The organism is Mucilaginibacter terrenus, assembly GCF_003432065.1.
GTDB lineage: Bacteria > Bacteroidota > Bacteroidia > Sphingobacteriales > Sphingobacteriaceae > Mucilaginibacter > Mucilaginibacter terrenus.
Genome location: NZ_QWDE01000007.1, coordinates 77,715 through 99,406 on the forward strand (window position 1 = coordinate 77,715; position 21,692 = coordinate 99,406).

Here is a 21,692-nt window from a genome sequence, read left to right on the forward strand (position 1 = left end):
ATGAGACGCGTTTTATCTATTATTTTCTTTTGCTTTGTTTTTGCACTAACAGCTAGTGCACAAACCAAATCGTTAACAGAGCTGCAGCAAAGGTTTGTCGACCTTCGTTTTGGTATGTTTATCCACTTTAACATGCCTACGTACAACAATGCCGACTGGCCTGATCCTGAAGCATCTCCTGCGTTGTTTAATCCTAAGAAGCTGGATTGTAACCAATGGGCTAAAGCAGCCAAATCTGCTAACATGAGTTATGGTTGCCTTACTACAAAGCACCATAGCGGCTTTTGTATTTGGAACACTAAAACAACTGATTATAGCGTGATGAATAGCCCTTACAAAAAGGATGTGGTAAAGCAATTTACCGACGCGTTCAGAGCTAAGGGATTAAAGGTTATGCTGTACTACAGCATTTTAGACACTCACCATAAACTTAGGCCAAACAGCATCACGCCAAAACACTTCGAGATGGTGAAAGCACAATTAACAGAGCTGCTTACCAAATACGGCAAAATAGAAGCATTGATAATTGATGGCTGGGATGCGCCCTGGTCAAGAATTTCTTACGATGACATCAATTTTGAAGATGTTTACCACCAGGTGAAGTCCCTGCAGCCCGAATGTGTTATAATGGACCTTAATGGTGCAAAATATCCGGCTGAAGGCTTGTTCTATACTGATATTAAGACCTATGAAATGGGTGCAGGTCAGCGGATATCTAAAGAAACCAATAGGATGCCGGCACTTGCCTGCCTGCCAATAAATAGCGCCTGGTTTTGGAAAACCGATTTCCCAACTACTCCTGTAAAGGACGCTGCCAAGCTGGTTAGTGAAGACATAATCCCGTTAAACAAGGTTGATTGTAATTTCATCCTGAATGTAGCACCTAATAGAGACGGGCTGATAGATGATAATGCGCTGACGGCGTTAAAACAAATAGGTGGTTTGTGGAAGAACGACGGACCGGCACCTAAACTTGCACCCACAGGAGCCCCGATAATATCTACCAACCTGGCTAAAAACAAGCCGGCAAACTCCAGTTGGAGCGACGATATGAACATTATGGACTTTGCTAACGATGATGATTTTATATCATCCTGGACGTCCAATTCTGCTGTTGAAAAGCCATGGTACGAGGTTGATTTTGGTAAGAATACCGACTTTAACGCTGTGGTTATATCCGAAGAGAAACCTAATATAACCAATTACCGTATAGAGTACTTGCAAAATGGCGTTTGGAAGCCTATACCAACTGCAGAAAACGGCAGCAGAGTAAAGGTGAACCGCTTTGATAGGGTGTATGGGGATAAAGTGCGTGTTTGGATTGACAAAGCAGACCACCAGGTATCTATAGCGGAGCTAGGCGTTTACAACGAGCGTCGTTAGTCGACAAGCGGCTACTCCGGTCCGCTATAGAGTTGCAAAAACTTTTAGCGGACGTAGCCGTTTTATGATTTAATTCTAAAAACCAACAATTGAGCCGATACGCATTTTTTAGAAATCTTGTTGTTGCACTGGTACTTATGTTTACCTCATTAAACGCCGGGGCTTATTCAATACTTGCTCATGAAGCGATTATAGATGCTTCCTGGCAGCCATCGATCGTACCTTTGCTAAAGCAGAAGTATCCTAACATAACGGATGCAGATATTAAGAAAGCACATTCGTATGCTTACGGCGGTGCAATGGTTGCGGATATGGGCTATATGCCTTTTGGTAATGGGTTTTTTACCGATTTGCTGCATTACGTAAGGAGTGGTGACTTTGTACAGGCGCTGATTCGTGATGCCCAAAATGTTAATGAGTATGCATTTGCGTTGGGTGCTATGTCGCACTATATGGCTGATAAATATGGACATTCACTGGCAACAAACCGTAATGTTCCGCTAATATATCCTAAGTTAAAGCAGAAGTTCGGCAATGAGGTAACTTACGCAGAAGATCACACCTCACATAGTCGTATGGAGTTCTCGTATGACGTGTTACAAACAGGGCGGGGTAGTTATACAAGCGAGGGATACCACGACTTTGTAGGCTTTAATATTGCTGTTCCTGTACTGGAAAAAGCTTTTTATGAGACCTATGGCCAGGAGCTAACCTCTATATTCTCGAATATAAACGGCAGCATAAACAACCTGAGATGGGGTGTGCGTAACCTTTTTCCAAAGCTTACAAAATCAGCTTTCAAATCGCATAAAGACGAGATATTGAAAATGAACCCCGACATGACGGCCAAGAAGTTTCAATATAAAATGAGCAAAAAGAGCTTTAGGCTGGAGTATGGCAAGAATATGCAGCAGCCAAAATTCTTCGCCCGTCTGGCTGTTTTTTTCATCAGGATATTGCCTAAAGTTGGCCCCCTCAAAACGCTTAAATATGTATCCCCTGGCAAAGAAGGCGAGAAATTATTTGCGCAAAGCTTTGATTCTATATTAGTTAACTATAATCTGGCATTGAAGAAAGTGGATAGTGAGTCGCTTGTACTACCTGATATCGACTTTGATACAGGCCACAATACTGCCTTAGGAGAGTACCCGCTTGCCGACAATACTTACGACCGTTTGCTGGTGAAACTTCAAGAGCAAAAGTACAAGAATATCACCCCTGAACTGCAGCAGAGCATAGTGAGTTACTATAAGAATGCTGACACATCAGCATTGGCCCGCAAGAAAGTAAAGGATGGTGATAAGGTGATCCTGGCGCTGCAAACCATCAGGAAATTGAAGGGTGGCTCTCAGGAGCCTTTAAAACCGATTGAAAACCCGAACGGGTCAACGGAGTAGTAATTTGCTTATAGATAGCTATTTACTTGTTTGTTTTCTTGGGCGAATCGCCAAAGTCTATTTGTCCAGGTTGCGCGGCGACTATCTCGGGCCTGCCTTTATGCATCTCTAATACGCCGGTAACGCACATCTGCTTTCCCGTTAAATTTGCCCAGTCAAGCACAATTTTGTTGCCTTTTACAGCTATTGTGTACTTCTGGCGCGGGTAGTCGCCGCCCATGTTAATAAGCGTGAGGGTGTCGCTAAATATCTTAATGGATGATACAACATCGCAGAGGGTCTTGGTCTTACCCAAGTTAGCCTGGAACTCTTCGGCATTAAAGCTGTTTTGCGCAGATGCCCTGCCGGCAAGGCCAGCCAGTATGATTATTGTATAAAGAATTCTTTTCATGGTGATAAATATACGGGAACAACAGGGAATATCTCCCTAAGTTTTCATAAGCAAAAACCTTCAAAAACCACATTTTTTTCGGCAGGTTATAAAGATTGTGCAAGCGCAAACTTTACATAGAGCAACCTATCACATTTTTTTGCACTCTTGCCGTTTTCCGGAACACTAAGTAGGTGGTTTATCTTTTGGAATTTGTGTAACGGGATTAACATCGCTATCTTTATTAAAGCAGATTATACAACCTATTCAGGAAGATATCACCTGTAATTGCTGTATCTATTCAGGAGGTTTAAGAAACTTTGTCAGCAAGCGAAAGGTTCATACAAATATACGGCTTTAAGACGATAATCATGATCTACATTACTCAACTCATTTACATCAAGCCGGGACAGGAGGAAGTTTTTCACCGGTTTGAGGATGTTGCCATCCCGATCATCGCAAAGTATAACGGAACTCTGCTGATGCGTTTACGGCCTAACCATGCATCGTACATCGAGACGAGCATTGATAAGCCTTATGAAGTCCACCTGGTAGAGTTTCCTGCCGAAGCAGACTTTGAAAACTTTATGCGTGATGAAGAACGCAAACAGTTCCTGCACCTTAAAGAAGAATCTATCAAGGCGGTGCTGCTCATCAAGGGAACGAAGTTGTAACTACGTGTGTTACGCCACTTCAATCCAGCATAAATAACCTGAACTTAGCTTGCGTTGCTACGGGAGCATCTGCAGGATAGGTGGTGTAATTAAGGGTGAGCGTGTGGTCACTCACGTTATAGGTGGCGTTCTCAAAAACCTTCTCGCTTGAGGGGGTTACAACAGGTGTGTTGGTACCGTTAGTTTCTATCTTTTGGGAAATTGTGATGGCTAGTTTATTACCATCTATTCTATAGGTTCCCCTTAAATTGAGCTGATACTTTGGGGTATTGCTCTGTTGTGAAGCATCCAGTTGTACAAAGATCATCTGAAACTGGTTACCTCCGTAAAACTGTAGATTGGTGATTGTGGATCCGGGGGATTCATCAATTTTTAGCCAGGTTCCTTCAAGCGTAGTGGCGCTGGATTTTACCGGGTTGCTATTTTCTTTTTTACAGGACGCTGCCAACAGGCAGATGCATAACACAGTAAAAGCTTTAAGGAAGGTTGTAACAGCGCGCTTCATAATAGTGGTTTTCCTGATATTACGTTAGCTAACAACAGTTTGCTACAGTGCAGGTTAAATAACAATAAGCTATTTTATTAGCGTACCTCAACATTTTTTAACTGCGCTGTAAACTTAGCCATAGAACGCGCGGAGATGCTCCAGTCCGGTGCCTTTATTTTACCCCACGCTTTTGGGTTATCATACAGGTTAAAGTAACAGGCACCAAAAACATGAGGATTATCGTTTATTGTTTTAGCAGCACCGGCCAGCCATTTGTCCTGGTATGCTTCGGGGCCTTTTACACCAAATTCAGTGATGAATATTGGCTTATCTGAAAACCGCATCCGGTAGAATTTACGGTTGAACGCGCTGCTGAACGATTCCTGTTTGTTTGGGTCGGTTATGTTCTTGTCTGGCAGGCCGTATATAGCAACGCTGATGAAGTCCACCACGTCATCCCCCGGCCAAAAATCTATTGAGCCCCTGTCACCTGCCGGACCCCAAACCTTTTTAACGTTTTTTGGCGGGCCTCCTTCAAACAGCATAAAGTAACGATAGGCTTGTATATATTCAGCAGGATCCTGGCTCTGCCAGGCATAACGGTGTATGGGTATCTCCATTTCGTGCATCCAACGTAGCAGTACTTTCTGGTTCGTTAATGCCAGCACTCTGAACAGTTTCCTTATTACTTTATCGTACTTGCCCGACAGGATACTCCTGGTAACTACACTATCTGCTACCCCGGTAGTGTCTCGCCATGGCTCCATGGTAACTATTACATCACGGTGGCGGTTCACAATCTCCATAAAGGTTTTTTCGAAAGTACCCCGTTGCACATCACCCAGGTCTACAAAAATGTGCTCAATGGTTATTTCTTTTTGATGAATGAGCTTCCGGTTTGGGTCAAAAGCTCCTATCTGCAAAGTTGTACGCTTGGGCTTGGGCGGGTCTTTGGTTATATAGTTTGCAGACGAATAAACCGTATTAGCGTACTTGTTCATATACGCAAGCTGGTTGGTTAGCCATTCTTGCTTAAAGTACCCCTTTGCGCCATCATCAGCGCCAATTATTAAGACCGGAACGTTTAAAAACCTTAACCTGTGCAGTTTTGCCTTAAGCATATCAGGTATGGTTTTAGCAAAGGGGTAAGAGGTTGTGCTGTACTCCGACGGGCTGCCAAGGGTAATGCTCGCGTAATCGACGTTAGCAAGGCCCGGCCAGTACTCTGTATCTCCCGGATAGCCGGATGGCCCCCAAACAATTTTTACTTTGGGAGCATCTTGCTTCATTAGTTTCGCTACGTGATTAAAGGCAGCAATATAGTCGGTAGAAGAATGGAGCTGCCAGGGATACATGTACGCGTTCACTTCCATATCAGGCGCCCAGCGTATGTACACCTGGTGACCACTTTTTGCCACCAGCCTGGCAAGCTTGGTAAATTTACCATCAAAATCTCCTTCGTTCACCGCATCAAGCACACTGCGGTCGCCTGATGGGCCTTTAAGCCAGGTTTCAATGGTGATCAACACATCATGGTTAGTCAAAGCCGCTTTAAGCAGCTTGTCGTCAAACCAAAATGCGGTGTTTTTAAAAACTACGTCGTAATGTTCAATATTACCAAGCGTCCGGTTTTCTTCAGGCTTGTTCCTGTCAAACAGGGCTACTACCGGTTGCGTAGTTTTGTAACAATCGTTAACCAGGTAAGAACCAATTAACGGTCTCGCAAATACAAACGCTGCTATTAAAATAACCGCAATGGTGCCAAGAATAATGTAAAACGTGGTTGCCTTATTTTTCACTTTTCTTATCTGCTTTTATATCATCGTTAAGCGGAATGTTCAGGATAGAGCTTGCATCAACAATATCGTTGCCTTTTGCTGCTATAAGGTAAAGCCTGTACGATTGCATGTTCCATGGTATGGTTACGTATACTCTCGGGCCTTTACCTACTTCCTGTATGTCCACAGGTTTGCCCCAGCCATTAGTGCGTACCAGGTACCACTCAAAGGTCATGTTCCTGGCCGAGTCTACCGCCAAGCTCCATTTATCTCCGCTATACACCATGGCGTTGTAAGGCAAGCTGTTGCCGCCTATTGCTGTTAATGCCGGCCTCAGGATCTTAACCGGCGGCAGGGCTTTGTAGGCAATACCACCATGCCAGCTGGCGCTTATCAGCCCTAAGTAAGGCTTGTTTCGCCCCCAAATGTCCTTCAGCCCATCAAACGTTACTATTGATGCTGTTTTTTGGTCCTGCCAGTTGGCATAGAACACACCACCCGCCGGCAGCGGAAGGCTTTGCATAGCTTTGGGGTTTAAACTGCTGTAGAAATACGGTGCTTTTAAGTTTGTAGTAACCTTTGTTAAAGCTGCCCTGTCGCCTACAATTAAACCAAACGCGTCAAGCTCCGGCACCTGTGAATGCATTAACGCCATAGATCCATCAACGGTAGGCCCGGCGGTAAGATCTATAGTAACCGGCCGGCTGCTGTCCGCCGCTTTAATGGATTTTACCAGTTTTTTAACCCATTGTATGTAGTTGTACTGGGCATAAGGTAATTGCGATGCTGCATAGTAATCGGTTAATTGCTGTAAAGCGTTATTACCTATGTTCCACGCGTGAATGGCCTTATTGCCCTTGTTATCCTTTACGGTTTTAACTATTGTTTTTTCCAGATCGTCAAGTACATTCGTGTCATATATAAATGCCGAAGGGTAGGGGATCCAAAAACTGTAATCGATTTTCATCCCTTTTTGCCGTGCTACATCAAAGGTAATGTGGTCGTAAATGTTTGGTCCGTAAATTTTAACTGTATTTACACCCACAACCTTCATCTCGTCAAAATCACGCTCTATAGTTTGCTTGTTAAGCGGGAAAAGGTTTTTAAACCAGAACTGCCCTTTAGTATAAATTACCCCCTTAGTTTCGGGGTAGTAGTTAGGCGTGCGTGCTGCAGCGTTTACCTGTATAAGCGAATCTACATTAATGTTGTCTGCCGCAAGGGTATCTGTTGCGTTAACGGGTTTGCTGTTTTGCTGGCCCATAACACGCAATACCCCGGCTTTATCAACATGGGTGTAATTGAGCAGCGTATTACCATCTGCCGGGGAGGATTTGCTTATTTTAACTCCCGGCGGCGTTGCAGAAACCTGTACAGTGTTCTCGTCTGACTGCTTTGCAATGTAAATACAGGTGCATATAACCAACACGGTAACCAATAGGCTCACCCGTCTTATACCGGCGTATATTTGCCTGCGCAATAACCAGAAGCGCTTTTTGAAGTACTTTACATAGCTGTAGGTACTTGATACCACGTAGTGGTTTTTAGAGTACTCCTTAAACTTGAGCTCTGAGCTGGCCATGAGCATAAAAGCCATAAACAGGCAGTTAAGGCTGGCAATGCCGGCCATAAAAAAGGTAAAAGGATTCCAATCGTTATACAGGCCGTAAAATATCGCTGCTACTGATATTACTATAACAGCAATGTTCGGCATGTTAATGCCCAGGTTCTTTTCTTCCCGTATGTCCTTCGGGGTGGGTATGTACGGTACATTTTTCCTGATGATAGTATAGAGGAAGCCGAGTATGAATACCCACCACGAACCGATAAGCAGCAGCCCCCCAACAATGTGGAAGCCACGTTCTTCGTCTTCCATTACCCATTGCTGCACGTAGTGCCTAATCAATACAACCGACGTGATAAAGGGTATGCTGATTACAAGGAAATCGGAAAAATCTATCTTAAGCGGATAAACATCGGCAAAGAGGGATATAACCGGAATGCAGAAGTTAATGAGAAACACGAATCCGGAAAGATAGAACAGCGGCAATAACCCGTAATGCAGCTTTTGCCGCCAGGTAAACTTGGTGAAAAGCTTTACATAAGATGTTACCAGTAACTCGAATACACCGCGCGACCATTTGATCTGCTGTTTGTAGTAGGCAGAAAGAGTTGCTGGCACCAGGCCGCGGGCAAGTACCTGCGGTACATAAACAGATTTCCAGTTTTTGGCGTGCATTTGCATGGCCGTGTGCATGTCTTCAGCAAGGCCCGCTGCGTGCCCGCCAATTGATTCCAGCGCGGTACGCCTGAAGGTACAGTTTGCACCAATGGCCTGCACGGTGCCGTAGCTGTTCATGCACATCATCATGGGCCCGTAAAACTGGTAGGTTTGCTGTGCAGAGCCTTTAGCAATCCAGCCGGTATCCTGATTGTAGTAAGCTTGTACCACCTGTACATACCCTACCTCAGGGTTGTCAAAATGAGACACGATCGGGTCCAGGAAGTTCGGGAACGGTACGTGGTCCGGATCAAGCACAACGCACAACTCACCTTTAGACTGCCGAAGCGCGTTATTAATATTACCTGCTTTAGCATCAACCTTAATAGTACGAGTAACGTGGTGAACGCCCAGCTCTTTACAAATACCCTTCAGGTACTGGTCGTCAGCCTCATCGCATAAGTAAGTTTCATGCGGATAGGTAATGGCTTGTATAGCGGTAAGCGTTTCAATAATCATTTCATAAGGTTCGCCCTTAAAAAAAGTAGTGAAAATATCCACCGTGTATTGCCTGGTGGTTGGCGGTGTTACGGGTACTTTAATTGCCCAGTAGTGGTACCACTCGTAAAGGATCTTAAAAAAGGTATAAACAAATGTGGTTATCAGTAACCAGTACAGCGGACGATAACCTACAACTTTATTCCTGAGTAAGCTATCCATGAAAAAGCCCATGCATATAAAACCCATTACGATCATCAACCGTAATGTTATTTGCTGCTGGCGCGTCGGGTTTTTAACTGGCTTTACACTCATGGATTGGTCAGCACGTAAAAAGGGGTATTTGATGTAGCAACATAGCCGTGTTCATTATAAACGTAAACGAATAAACGATAAGGGCCTTCCTTCGATGGAGTGGTAAACCTGATCTCGTCTCCCGAGCCTTGTATGGAGTTCGTTATCTCTATTGGCTTATCCTCTCTGAAAGTTCTATTGGGCTTAAACCAGTCTTCTTTGTACAGTTTCCATTTGTAGCTCAGGTGGCCGTTGTTGGTGCCGTTTATATAAACAGCGGCAGGATATTCGGTATTTGTTTTTAAAAGAATATTGTCGTGCGCGCCTTTATAATTTACCAGCGTAAACTTAATGTCGGGTGCGTGAGCTGTAGCTTTTTTACCCGTCCAAATATTCTGCATTACGTTAACAGCTTCAGTTTTGTAGCCAAGTTCGTCAAACATGCTGAACCAGGTTGGGGTAAACTCCTGCTTTTGGCCCCAGTAGAACACCATGGAGCCCAAAAACCTGGAATTATTTGCAGGCATGTAGTTTTTGTAAATAGACATGTACTGCTCCGCTTTTTTTGAACTGGCATCTTCTACGTATGAACCCCAGATGTTTTGGCTTTGGTATACCCACGGTCCTTCAACGCCCCACTCGGTAATCAGGAACGGCCCATCCCAAAACCAGTTAAAATCGTCCAGGTCTTTTTTTAGGGTAGCGATAGCGCCAAAAATGTTGAAAGATACAAAGTCGATATTAGTCCTGAGCTTGATATTGGTAAGATTCTTTTTTTGGAAGGACATTACCGTTGTAGTAACCGGGTGGTTAGGATCAATCCGGTGAAAGGTGTTCACCAGGTCACCAAACGTGGTATAAAACGCGTTGTAATTAGGTTTCAACGGAAAAGCCAGCTCGTTGCCCAGGCACCATGCCAGTACAGCAGGATGATTTTTGTACCGGTTTACAAATTTGGTAAGTGCGAGTAAGTTGGCCTTAACTTTAGCGCCATCGCCGTAAAAACCCGAAATGTCATCGCTGGGCGGCAAAGGGAGCCCAACAACCACCGCAAGATGATTAGCTTGTGCCGAATCCAATATGGGTTTTAGGTTAGCCGTATCCCAGGTGCGGATGGTGTTGCCGCCACTTTCGTAAAGCGCTTTTAAGTTAGTAAATCCCGAAGCTCCCTTTACAAAGAACGGTTTACCATAACGGTACATCGTGTATTTGCTATTCTCTTTTTTTATATAAACGGTTCGGTTGCGAGTGCCGGTACTGTTGTTATTGCAGCTAACGATCACCGCGAAAACAACTATCAAAGTACTTAGCCGGAAAATAAAAGGTTGTGTAAAGGTTTTAATCATCAACGGGTAATTACAGGCATACTTACGTAAAAGGGATAACTAAGGTTTAAACAGCGTTGATTTCACTCGTATATTCTATATGCTACTTTGCAATGAAAGGCTAAATATAATACATCATATACAATAATACCATAAAGAAAAGTATGATTTTGCGGTTAAGCAAACATACTTGACGTTGTTATTTGTCACCTTTAATAATGATTCCGAGAGCACCAGGAATCTTGCAACCTATAATTATTTACTGCCTGCTGTTAATTTTGACGCGAAATGTAATCTCAGTTCTCGTCGGTAACAATCCTAATACATTGCTATGTTATTTGCCTATATCTTAGTGTAATGAAAATAATTTGCGTTTGATGATTTGCTAATTAAAATTTGTTTCCTGATATTTCAAATTATATCATTTTACATCTTAAAATAATTGTATGAGGAAACATTTACTTATCCTTCTACTGTTGGTTAATTGTTGTGCCCTGCAGGTGATGGCGCAAACCAAAACAATAACCGGTACAGTAACCTCTGCTGCCGACAATGAGACTATCCCCGGCGCAACGGTCAAGATCAAGGGGACAACAACCGCTGTAGCAACCGATGCCAACGGTAAGTACAGTATTAATGCCACACCAGGGCAAACACTGGTATACACCTTTATCGGTACAGTAGCAGCAGAACGTGTGGTAGGCGCAGAAAGCGTCATCAACGTGGTGTTGCAGGCAGATAGCCGTACCCTGCAGGAAGTAGTCATTACCACAGGTTTTGGTGTAAAGCAGGAGAAACGCGACCTTACATCATCGGTGCAGGTGATTAAGGGTTCGGCCGTGCAGGCTACCCAACGTGAAAACTTTGTAAACGCTTTACAAGGCAGGGTTGCGGGTGCCACCATCACCAGTACCAGCGGCCAGCCGGGCGCATCGTCTTCTATTGTGTTGAGGGGTATTACCTCAATAGGCAACAGTAATCAGCCGTTGTTTGTAATAGACGGTATACGCGTTAACAATGACGCCTTAAGTCAAAGCTCACTGGCATCAAACGGTGACAATCGCCGTCAGGACTTTACCAATCGCATAGCCGATATCAATTCTGATGACATTGAGACCATCACCGTTCTAAAGGGTGCTGATGCAGCTGCTGTATATGGTTCAGACGCAGCAGGCGGTGCTATTGTTATTACCACTAAAAAGGGCCGCAGCGGCAATGGTGCGCTCACATACGATAATAACTTTAGTTTCTCGAACGCTTACCGTTTCCCGGCAGTGCAAAAAATCTATGGGCCGGGCTCGTCAGGCAACCTGGACCCATTGGTGAGAACAGCCTTTGGACCGGCATACGCGCCAGGAACGCAGACGTATGATAATTTGCAGAACATTTTTCAAACAGGTTTTTCGCAACAGCATAACCTGGCAATGGAGGGCGGTAACGAAACCGCAACTTATCGTATCTCTTCTGAATATCGCCATACAGGTGGTGTGCTGCCCGTCGCCTACAATGATAAGATATCCCTGCGCTTTGCAGGTTCTGCAAAGCTGGCACCAAAACTAACCAGTAGCGCCAGTTTTAACTATTTTAATATCGATAACCGCAAGCTTAATAAAGGTAACTCGGGTACTTACATCAACGCGCTCGCCTGGCCAACTAATGATGATGTGCGCAATTACCTCAACCCGGATGGTAGCCGCCGTACTTTGTTGCCGCCAAAGCTTACCAACGTTACTGCAGATGGTACGATAGATTTTGACAACCCGCTGTGGGATGCCAACAAAAATATCAGTCGAGACAAAACCAACAGGATGGTTGCCAATGTGGATCTGTCTTACGATCCTGCTAGTTGGATTAATTTAAGAGCTTTAGTTGGTGTTGATTTTTATACCACCAATGGTAACAACCTGTTGAGCCAATACAGTTCGTCATACCAAAACTCTCCGCTTAATAGTTTCGCGTCTACTAACGGTATAGCAACAGGTGGTATTATAGATAATTATAACGATAACAACCTGCTTACCAATGGGTCGTTATTCGCTACGCTGAAAAAGAACTTCGGCGATTTCCGTACAACGCTTGCGCTGGGTGCTGAGGTTTACGACAACCGCGACCAGATAAACGGCTTCTACGGTGAGAAGTTCCTGCAGCCGGATTTTAACACCATTAACAATACAACGCCAACTACCCAAAGAAATTCAAGCAACTTTTTTGAGACCAGGCGTATTGGCGAGATAGCCCGTTTGGGTGTGGTGTATAAGGAGATGATCACCATTAATGCTACCGGTCGTAACGATTACTCTTCACGACTGTCAGGCACTAATAACAATACCTTCTTTTATCCCTCCTTCGGTGCGGGCTTCATCTTTACCGAGTTGCCGGTGCTTAAGAACAACAAGGTGCTGTCTTATGGTAAGTTAAGGTTTTCCTACGCAGGTGTAGGTAAAGACCCCTACGCGCCTTACAAGATCAAGTCCAGCGTTATACAGCAGGCCACTACAGGCGGCGGTTTCGCATATGATGTTACCGGTAACAACCCTAACTTGCGTCCGGAAAAAGATTACCAGCTAGATTTTGGCGCCGAGCTACAGTTCTTCGGTGGCCGTTTAGGTACCGACTTTAGCTTTTACCAATACCGCGCAACCGACCAGATATTTGATCCGCGGATAAGTTATGCGTCGGGCTATATACTGGAACTGGTTAATGGTGGCGAGATCCGCAACCGCGGCGTGGAAGCGCAAATAACCGGCATACCCGTTAAAACCACAAATTTCACCTGGAATACATTTTTAAACTTCACGCTTAACCGCGGTAAAGTGATCAACTTAGGTAACCTGCCGGAGTACTATAATTCCGACACGTGGATGTACGCCAATGCACGTGCCAGTTTGTTCCCGGGCAGCAGCCTTACCAATATTGCCGCCTATAGCTATGCCCGCAACAACAAAGGACAGATACTGGTAGATCCATCCAGCGGGTTGCCTGTATCAAACAACGCCTTTGTTACCGTCGGCGATCGCCAGCCGGATTTTACTATTGGATTCGGGAATACATTCAATTATAAATCTCTAAGCCTTTCGTTCCTGCTGGACATACGCAAAGGCGGGGACGTGTTCAACGGTAACGAACTGTTCCTGACACGTTATGGTTTAAGTACACGTACGCAAGACAGGATGCAGGCCCGCATTATCCCGGGGGTGCTGAAAGATGGTAACGAGAACACAGACAATCCTACGGTAAATACCATACAGGTAACGCCATACTATCAAAATACCTATTACTCAGGTGCTATCGAGTCCGACTTTGTGGAACATGATATCAACTGGATAAGGCTGCGCGACGTTACTTTAAACTACAACCTGCCGCAAAACGTGCTGTCCCGCCAGAAGGTATTTAAATCTGCAAGCTTATTCTTAACAGCTACGGACGTATTTCTTATCACCAACTATTCAGGTGCCGACCCGGATGTAAACGGAAACAACTCTTCCACGAGGGGTTCCGGTTCCGCCGGCTTTGATTATGGTACACTGGCCACGCCACGAACGATCTCTGTTGGTTTAAGGGTGAAACTATAAGCTTATAACTCATGAAAAAAATAATATACACCTTCACTGCTTTAATTGGGCTTAGCCTTGCAAGCAGTTGTAAAAAATATATCGATATAAACAATAACCCTAATGCGCCAACCAGTGTAGATGCCAGCACCTTACTGCCGCCTATGCTTGCGGGTATGGCACGCGGTAACTGGTACGATAGCCGCTACATTGGGCAATATTCGCAAATATGGGGAGCACCTACAGCCAACAACATATGGGACCAGGAGGGTTATGCTCCGGGCAGCGACTCGGGCGGCGAAATGTGGCGCACCGTTTACTTTAGCCTTGGCCAAAACGTTGGCCTTATGTTGCAGGATGCCACAGCCAAAAACAAGTATGATTACATTGGCGTAGCCTGGGCCCTCCGTGCATGGGGATGGCAGAACGGATCGGACGAGTACGATTACATGATCGTGAAAGAAGCTTACGACCCTACCAAATTAACCTTTAACTATGATACCCCTGAGGCCGTGTACGCTGAAGTGGTTAAAGATTGCCAGTTAGCACTCAATTACCTCAACCTAGCCGTGAAAAACGACGGGCAAACCGTAGGTGCTGACCTGGCCAAAGGTGATTATATGTACTATGGTGACCGCAAAAAGTGGATAAAGTTTGTATACGCTATACTGGCACAAAACATGCTTCATATCAGCAACAAGAGCTCTTTTAAGCCGGACATGGTTAAGATGTATGCTGATAGTTCATTTACCAGCAACGCCGACAATGCAAGCGTACAATGTACCGGATCGCAATCCGGTGATGCTAACTTTTGGGGACCAACGCGTGCAAACCTGCCTAGCTTTCGCCAGTCAGACTATATGGTTAGGCTGCTGGACGGGCGTATTCTGGCAGGTTCTGCAACACAGGATACACTTGCCGACCCGCGGCTACCATTATTGCTGAGCAGGAGTAAAGACCGTGCTTACCGGGGCGTTGTAGCACCTCTGGGTGACCCTAATACAGCCGACGCGAACACCTCTATACCTGCAATGGCTGGGGCCACTACTGCAAACGCCGCGACATCTGCCGCTAAGTACATCTTTAACGACAACTCCCGCGGAGTGCTGATGACCTATCCTGAAGTACAGTTCTTTGTAGCAGAAGCGCTATATAAAAAGGGAGATGTGGAAGGTGCTTATGCAGCTTACAAGAAGGGGATTGCCGCCAGTTTGGATTTTGTGAGCAACCCGCCAATTGCAAGCTCATTAACAGGTACACAAAAGTATATCTCTCAGGCCAATATAGATAAATACATGGCTGGACCGTCTGTTCGCCAAAGTGCCGGACAGCTGCAAATCAGCGATATAATGCAGCAGAAGTTTATTTCGCTGTTTGTGTGGGGCGCACCAGAGGCGTGGGCGGATATGCGGAGGTATGAGTACAATACATCTGTGTTCCAGGGGTATGTAAAACCTACTACCATTTACCCGGATAATGCAGGCAAACAGGTTTACCTGCTAAGGCCGCGTTACAACTCTGAATACATCTGGAACGTACCTGCTCTTCAACAGATAGGGGCCCTTAACCCAGACTATCATACCAAAAAACCGTGGTTTATTTTACCTTAAAACAACCTACATGAAAAGTACACTATATATCGCCTGCGGCCTGCTTTTAGCCATTACAGGCTGTACCAAAACAACAATTAAACAGCCCGGCGAACCTGTTACCGGCGCACAGATAAAGTTGATACACGTTGCACCCGGCGTACCAGCGGTTGAGGGGCGCATTAATGGCGCCAAAGTTTCGGCTTCAACAACTTACTCGGTTACAGATGCGGAAGTACCCACCTCAATCACTACGGGTTTTCCGTACTTATCTGTTTTTCCCGGGAGTAATTACCTTAATGTAAGCTCTGGTACTACCAATATTGTATTTGCTACCGCTACCCCGTCGCCTGCATTAAAAAGCAGGCAAACAGTATCTCCTGCTACAGTAGTAGGCGAGGTGAACCAAACTACTACAGATGGCGGCGCTTATTCGGCTTTCCTGATTGGGTTGCCAAGTGCTACAGGTAGTAATACGTCAGTTAAGGTAGTAGAAGACAAGTTTCCGGCACCTGTTGCCAGCAAGGCTTTTATCCGCCTTGCACACATGATACCTAACGGCTCGGCACTCGATGTATACGGCACTTTTACCCTTGCGGGTGGTACTGCAACAACTAAAAAGCTTGTTAGTGCAGGTACCTATACCGCCGTTACCGATTTTACCCCGGTAGATGTAAATGCAGCAAGTACTACCAACTACAAGTTGCAACTGTATTTGGGCGGAACTACTACAACGCTCGGAGCAATCACTGCTGATATCCCTTTAGCACCAGGCAGGTATTATACCGTTATAGCCCGTGGTCTTGCTGCTGACTACGCTGTACCGGGTACCAGCATTGTACTAAAGGCAAGTGACCGGCCTAAGTTGCCGCTTAGCGATCCAAATACTCGCGCACCGGAGATATATTACAACGCCCCGGGTATTACATACTATACCAACAAGTAACAATTCACAGTATTAAGAAAGGCGCCCTACAAGGCGCTTTCTTGTTTAAGCCACTGTTTAAAACCCAGAGAGCTACATTTTGAATATTATTTGTAATTAGTCTAAATAAATATAGATTTGCGGTGACACAAAACCATCTAACCCCTATACAATACCATGATCCGTTTATCTCTACTTATTTTCATCTTTACTTTCATCTCCGTTAAAGTTTTTTCACAATCTGCAGCCACTATCAGCGGAACCATAACTGACGAAAAGGGCGAACCGCTGCCCGGCAGCACAGTGCTGGTAGAAGGCACTACAATAAGCGCAGCTACTAATCTTAAAGGTTTTTACCATTTGCAGGTTACCTCTGGTAATTACAGCATTCGTGTTACTTTCACGGGCTATCTCCCTGCTACCAGGCAAATTACTGTTGTGGCCGGCGGTACGACTAAGTTTAACACGTCGCTCACTGCAAATTCATCGTCGCTACAACAGGTAGAAATTACCGGCCGGAAGCAAAAGACCTATAAAACCAAATCAACCTTTATCGGCAACAAAACAGAAACAGACATTAAGGACCTCCCGCAATCGGTATCCTACGCCAGTAAAGAATTAATGGCAGACCAGGGTGCCATCAGGGTAGGAGACGTTGTGAAAAATTTTAGCGGCGTTAACCAGTTTACGTTTTATGATGATCTTACCATCCGCGGCTTCAGGGTAAACGGCCAAAGCAATACGCAACTGGTTAATGGCTTGCGCACCAGCACTGGTTTCTGGAAACAGCCACTTACGAATTATCTCGAGCGTGTTGAGGTTCTCAAAGGCCCGTCATCAGCCTTATACGGTAATGCTAGTCCCGGCGGTGTAGTAAACAGGGTTACAAAAAAGCCATTAAACGAAACCCGGCGTTCAATCAGCATGTCTTTAGGAAGTTTTAACACCTTCCGCGGATTGGCAGATTTTACAGGTCCGGCATCTAAAGACAGTTCACTGCTTTATCGTCTTAACCTGGGTTATGAAGACGCCAATTCTTTCCGCGATCTGCAGTTTGACAAGAATATTGTTGTTGCACCTTCTCTTTCGTTTGTTGCATCTGAAAAGACGCGCATCAACTTTGATATGGTGTATAACAGTTCCCGCTCCCGGTTGGACAGGGGGCAGTCTGTCATCGGCGACGACCTTTATTCAACTCCGCAGTCGCTGGCACTCTCTACTGCAAATGACTTTTTGAACGAACAAACATACATCATCACCCTTTCTGCAAATCATCGGTTTAATGATAACCTAAGCTTTAACCTGGCATACTCAAAAACCGGGTATACCGAAGATTTATATGAACACAGGAGCGCTAACGCGTATGCAAAGAACAAATTAGGTGCAGATATCCCCAACCTGGTGGCAATGCAGGTTTTTCAACGAAAAAGGAAACGCTATATAGATAACCTGAGCGGTTACCTTAATTACCAGGTGAAAACAGGTGCCGCAGAGCATAAGATTGTTGCAGGATATGATTACGGCAGCGAAAAAATGCCGGTTGGCGCCTCGCAGCTCACCGCGTCAGGCTATCGCAACGCTGCAAATACCGGCACCATTGCCAATTATGTTGTCAAAGACAGTTTGAAGTACATGAGGGACAGCAAAGGCAATCCGGTGCCAAACATCCCATCTTTTGACCTGAGTAATCCTTTAAATTCTCAGCGGTTGCAGGATGACAGTAAAGCATTTTTTGCGCCAACTGCGCTTGCACCTACCTATTACTATTTAAATGCCGGCTATGTACAGGATCAGATAAAATTAGGCAGGTTTCAGGCTTTATTGGGCGTACGTTATGAGTACTATACCGATTTTGTGAACTACGCTACCGTCACGGAAGAAAAAACCCACTCAAGTGCATGGCTGCCGCGTTTTGGCCTGGTTTATACAGCTACCAAAAACATCAACCTCTATAGTTCGTACGTAATGGGCTACAACCCACAAACGGCTGCAAATTTGGCCAACCCTAACGCAGGTGGCCCTTTTGATCCGGTAACCAGCAATATGGTAGAGTTTGGGGCAAAAAGCAGCTGGTTTGATGACAGGTTGAGCATTACTGCTGCCATTTACCAGATTGAGCAAAAGAACACCTTGTACAATGCAAACGATCCTAACAACCCCGATCTGCTAAGGCCTGTGGGCAAGGAGCGTTCACGGGGCTTTGAGTTTGACATAACCGGTCGCATATTACCAAACTGGAGCGTTCTTGCTTCTTACGCCTATAATGATGCTAAGATTACCGAAAGCGGCACCCCTGCGGAGATCGGCAGGCAGAAACCGAATGCACCAAAGAACTCAGCCAACGTTTGGACAAGATATAATTTTACCGACGGCGCACTGACGGGACTAGGGGTAGGGTTCGGAGCAAATTACGTAGAGAAACGTAATCTATCCATCAGCTTAACGCAGACCATCCCATCTTATACGCTGATGAATGCGGCACTGTATTACAACTGGGGCAGGTCGCAGATCCAGTTCAATGCCAACAATATAACTAATAAGAAACACTGGGTGGGCGGATATGATTATATCAGGCTGTTCCCCGGTACGCCGTCAAACTACCTGATCACCTTAACTCATAACTTTTAAGAAGATGATCTGGAAACGGGTAAAAGCAATAGCCGCCTGGCTTCACCTTTGGGTGGGCCTCGTAACCGGGATTGTTGTAGTAATAGTTGGTGCTACAGGATGTGTACTTGTTTTTGAAGATGAACTTTTTGACCTTTTCCACCATAACCTTGTCCATGTTAAAGAAACCGGCCCTTCAAGGCCGGTTTCTCAATTGCTATTAACAGCTCAGCAGGCCGTTGGTAAAAGTAAATCCATAACAGATATTCGGATTAATGAAGAAGGGGATAGCTATGTGTTTTCGGCAACAAAAGTTAATGAGCACAAGGATATTAATCTCAGCTACTTTAGCCAGTTTAAATATCGTACAGACATTTACGTGAATCCCTACACGGGTAAGGTGCTTGGAGCAATAGACATTAGGTACGAGTTCTTTAATGTAGTGGAGCAATTGCACCGGCAGCTGTTATTGGTTAAGCCTATTGGCAGCGTGATAGTAGGCACGTGCGTATTATTGTTTTTGCTGATGATGATAACAGGTTTCATGCTTTGGTTGCCAAAGAACTACCGCCAACTCAAGAAGAACTTGTCAGTAAAGTGGGGTGCCAAATGGAAGCGCGTTAATTATGACTTACACAACAGCCTTGGCTTTTATGCGTTGCCTATTGCCATCATCATCGCCGTTACCGGCCTTACCTGGTCTTTTAAATGGTGGGAGAAAGGCATATACCAAATGCTTGGATCAGCAAAGCCGGTTCAATTAGTACGCAAAGCGCCCGCGCTTACGGTTGCGGGTACCACCGCTAATCACCTTGACGCAATAATAAGCGATATACAACAACAAGTTAAAGGGAATTACAAGACTATCGGGCTCAGTTTACCAGAGAAAGGCGAAGCCACAATAATGTCCTTTGTTTACCTGAAGAACCGTACTGACGGCTGGCGCAATCTCAGCTATTACTATTACGATAGCCGCACAGGCAAAAAATTTGATCAGCTTGAACACAATCAAAAGCCGTTAGGCTTAAAGTGGCGCAACTCTAATAAGGATATCCACACAGGTAGAATATACGGCTTGGGTACGCAGATACTTGCTTTTATAGCAAGCCTTGTTTGCACCAGTTTACCAATTACCGGATTTATGATATGGTTAGGTAAACGGCGAAAACCGGAAATGCGGGGAAAAGCAGCTGCAAAAAAGGAAGTTCAATTATCCTGAACTTAAAACCCAAGAAACAAAAAACGCTCCGGATCTCATCCCGGAGCGCTCAACTAAATCAGGTCAATCTCATGCTGGTCCTTTCTCAAGGGACCAATTAGACCTGATACCTTAATGGCTGTTTATAAAAGCCATGATCTTTTTTGTTTCCTCAGGGTAGACAGCTATCCTGTGTGTACGCACCAGGTAGGGTACCTGCAGTTTTTTGCTGTTACCTTCAACCTGTATCAGGTTTGATGGCTTTGCCGGCATATGGCAGTCGATGCATTTGGTTTTTAAAGCATCACCAAGTTTCGGTGCCAGTTTACATACGTTATGATTAGCTGATGTATGGCAGCTAAGGCAGCGCTGTACAAACACTTGTGTGTTGCCGCTTTCCTTTGTATGTACGTTGTGGCAAGTATTACAATCCATATTGCTGGCCACAAAGCACTTACTGGAAGCAAGCAGGTCGCTTTGATTGCCATGCACATCCAGCGTTGCGGGATTGGTATTCTTCGGCCCGAAGTTGTGTTCTTTAAACTTGGCAAGCGTGTCGCCCATTTTAAAAGTAAAGCTGGAGCGTGTAAAAACATCTTTATTACCGGAGTGGCAAACCGCGCAGGCGTCCAGCTTTTGTTGCCTTGTTAATTTCTGATAAGTAGTAATGTACCTCGCTTCTTTAACTTCAGGGTATTCTGTGTGGAAATTTACATGGTTAGCCGCAGAGCCGTGGCAACGTTCGCAATCAATCCCTTGTATTAACGACGACTTATCGTACTCAACTGCACGGTTAGTGAGGCTTAGGTTTTGATTAGGTATTTCCTTTATGTATGAACTATGGCATTCCATACAGCGGGTAATTATAGGCCTGGTAAAGTTAATCCGGCCTGTATCGTAACCAGGGCTGTTTGTCCAGCTGTGCAAAGCGCTGAAGTACGACATGGGCAATTGAAACAGTTGATTGCCTTTCCAGTATAAGTAAGTTTCTGCCTTAACACCTCCTATGGTAATGTCGAACCTTTCGGCTCCTGCAGGTTTACCGTTGATGTATCCCGCCTGGTATAAGCCTTTTTTGCGCTGCTCCATAGCAACCGTCATGCCGTTACCAAAGCTAAAAACGTTTTCACCCGCAGCAAAACTGCCGTGTATAGTGTTGATATCTGCAGGTCGGGAGGTGAGGTAATGCGCAGTATGCAGGTAGGAGTTGTATTGGGCCTTGTGGCAGCTTTCACAGGTTTTAGATCCTGCGAAAACCCGGTCGCGCGGGTCCTGTTGCTCTTTGCTGCTTAAACACTGGGTGAGGATTGCACAAACAGGCACCGCCAAAAACATCAGGAAAAGTAATGTTCTTTTAGATACCATGTAATTTAAGCAGCGTTAGTGTGATAAGGG

14 protein-coding genes are annotated in these 21,692 nt (G+C 45.1%); 8 read left to right on the top strand and 6 right to left on the bottom strand.

The features are described from left to right. Complete coding sequence (locus DYU05_RS20425) at positions 1–1,383, top strand: alpha-L-fucosidase (protein ID WP_117385029.1); 1,383 nt, start codon at positions 1–3, stop codon at positions 1,381–1,383. A 137-nt stretch (positions 1,384–1,520) separates the two neighbouring features. Next, entirely contained in the window at positions 1,521–2,780 is a 1,260-nt protein-coding gene (locus tag DYU05_RS20430; RefSeq protein ID WP_117385030.1) for a zinc dependent phospholipase C family protein, read from the top strand. 22 nt (positions 2,781–2,802) lie between these two features. Here DYU05_RS20430 and DYU05_RS20435 read toward each other — a convergent pair whose 3' ends face one another. Further along, positions 2,803–3,171: a hypothetical protein gene (locus tag DYU05_RS20435; RefSeq protein ID WP_117385031.1), complete on the bottom strand. Its 369-nt coding sequence runs from the start codon at positions 3,169–3,171 to the stop codon at positions 2,803–2,805. 350 nt (positions 3,172–3,521) lie between these two features. Here DYU05_RS20435 and DYU05_RS20440 point away from each other — a divergent pair, with 350 nt between their 5' ends. After that, a complete protein-coding gene (locus tag DYU05_RS20440) occupies positions 3,522–3,824 on the top strand; it encodes a DUF1330 domain-containing protein (RefSeq protein ID WP_117385032.1) in 303 nt (100 codons plus the stop codon). 19 nt (positions 3,825–3,843) lie between these two features. On the opposite strand, the gene DYU05_RS20445 is transcribed toward DYU05_RS20440, so the two are convergent. The 4 genes from DYU05_RS20445 to DYU05_RS20460 form a co-directional block, all read right to left on the bottom strand. After that, entirely contained in the window at positions 3,844–4,329 is a 486-nt protein-coding gene (locus tag DYU05_RS20445) for a hypothetical protein (protein WP_117385033.1), read from the bottom strand. 77 nt (positions 4,330–4,406) lie between these two features. After that, positions 4,407–6,110: a glycoside hydrolase family 26 protein gene (locus DYU05_RS20450; RefSeq protein ID WP_117385034.1), complete on the bottom strand. Its 1,704-nt coding sequence runs from the start codon at positions 6,108–6,110 to the stop codon at positions 4,407–4,409. Continuing rightward, positions 6,100–9,123, bottom strand: coding sequence for a glycosyltransferase family 2 protein (locus DYU05_RS20455; protein ID WP_117385035.1), 3,024 nt, complete (start codon positions 9,121–9,123; stop codon positions 6,100–6,102). Before DYU05_RS20455 ends, DYU05_RS20450 begins: the two co-directional genes overlap by 11 nt. Next, entirely contained in the window at positions 9,120–10,448 is a 1,329-nt protein-coding gene (locus DYU05_RS20460) for a glycoside hydrolase family 2 TIM barrel-domain containing protein (protein WP_117385036.1), read from the bottom strand. The genes DYU05_RS20455 and DYU05_RS20460 overlap by 4 nt, the downstream gene beginning before the upstream one ends. A 425-nt stretch (positions 10,449–10,873) precedes the next feature. Here DYU05_RS20460 and DYU05_RS20465 point away from each other — a divergent pair, with 425 nt between their 5' ends. The 5 genes from DYU05_RS20465 to DYU05_RS20485 all read left to right on the top strand — a co-directional run bounded on the left by DYU05_RS20465 (position 10,874) and on the right by DYU05_RS20485 (position 20,318). Next, complete coding sequence (locus tag DYU05_RS20465; RefSeq protein ID WP_117385037.1) at positions 10,874–13,999, top strand: SusC/RagA family TonB-linked outer membrane protein; 3,126 nt, start codon at positions 10,874–10,876, stop codon at positions 13,997–13,999. 11 nt (positions 14,000–14,010) lie between these two features. Then, positions 14,011–15,588 (top strand): SusD/RagB family nutrient-binding outer membrane lipoprotein, encoded by a 1,578-nt coding sequence (locus DYU05_RS20470; protein ID WP_117385038.1) that lies wholly within the window; start codon positions 14,011–14,013, stop codon positions 15,586–15,588. 10 nt (positions 15,589–15,598) lie between these two features. Further along, on the top strand, positions 15,599–16,513 hold the full coding sequence (locus tag DYU05_RS20475) for a DUF4397 domain-containing protein (protein WP_117385039.1): 915 nt from the start codon (positions 15,599–15,601) through the stop codon (positions 16,511–16,513). 156 nt (positions 16,514–16,669) lie between these two features. Further along, positions 16,670–19,120: a TonB-dependent receptor gene (locus DYU05_RS20480; RefSeq protein ID WP_117385040.1), complete on the top strand. Its 2,451-nt coding sequence runs from the start codon at positions 16,670–16,672 to the stop codon at positions 19,118–19,120. 4 nt (positions 19,121–19,124) lie between these two features. Continuing rightward, positions 19,125–20,318: a PepSY-associated TM helix domain-containing protein gene (locus DYU05_RS20485; protein WP_117385041.1), complete on the top strand. Its 1,194-nt coding sequence runs from the start codon at positions 19,125–19,127 to the stop codon at positions 20,316–20,318. Positions 20,319–20,429: 111 nt separating this feature from the next. Here DYU05_RS20485 and DYU05_RS20490 read toward each other — a convergent pair whose 3' ends face one another. Beyond that, entirely contained in the window at positions 20,430–21,662 is a 1,233-nt protein-coding gene (locus tag DYU05_RS20490) for a multiheme c-type cytochrome (protein ID WP_117385042.1), read from the bottom strand. Positions 21,663–21,692: the final 30 nt, after the last annotated feature.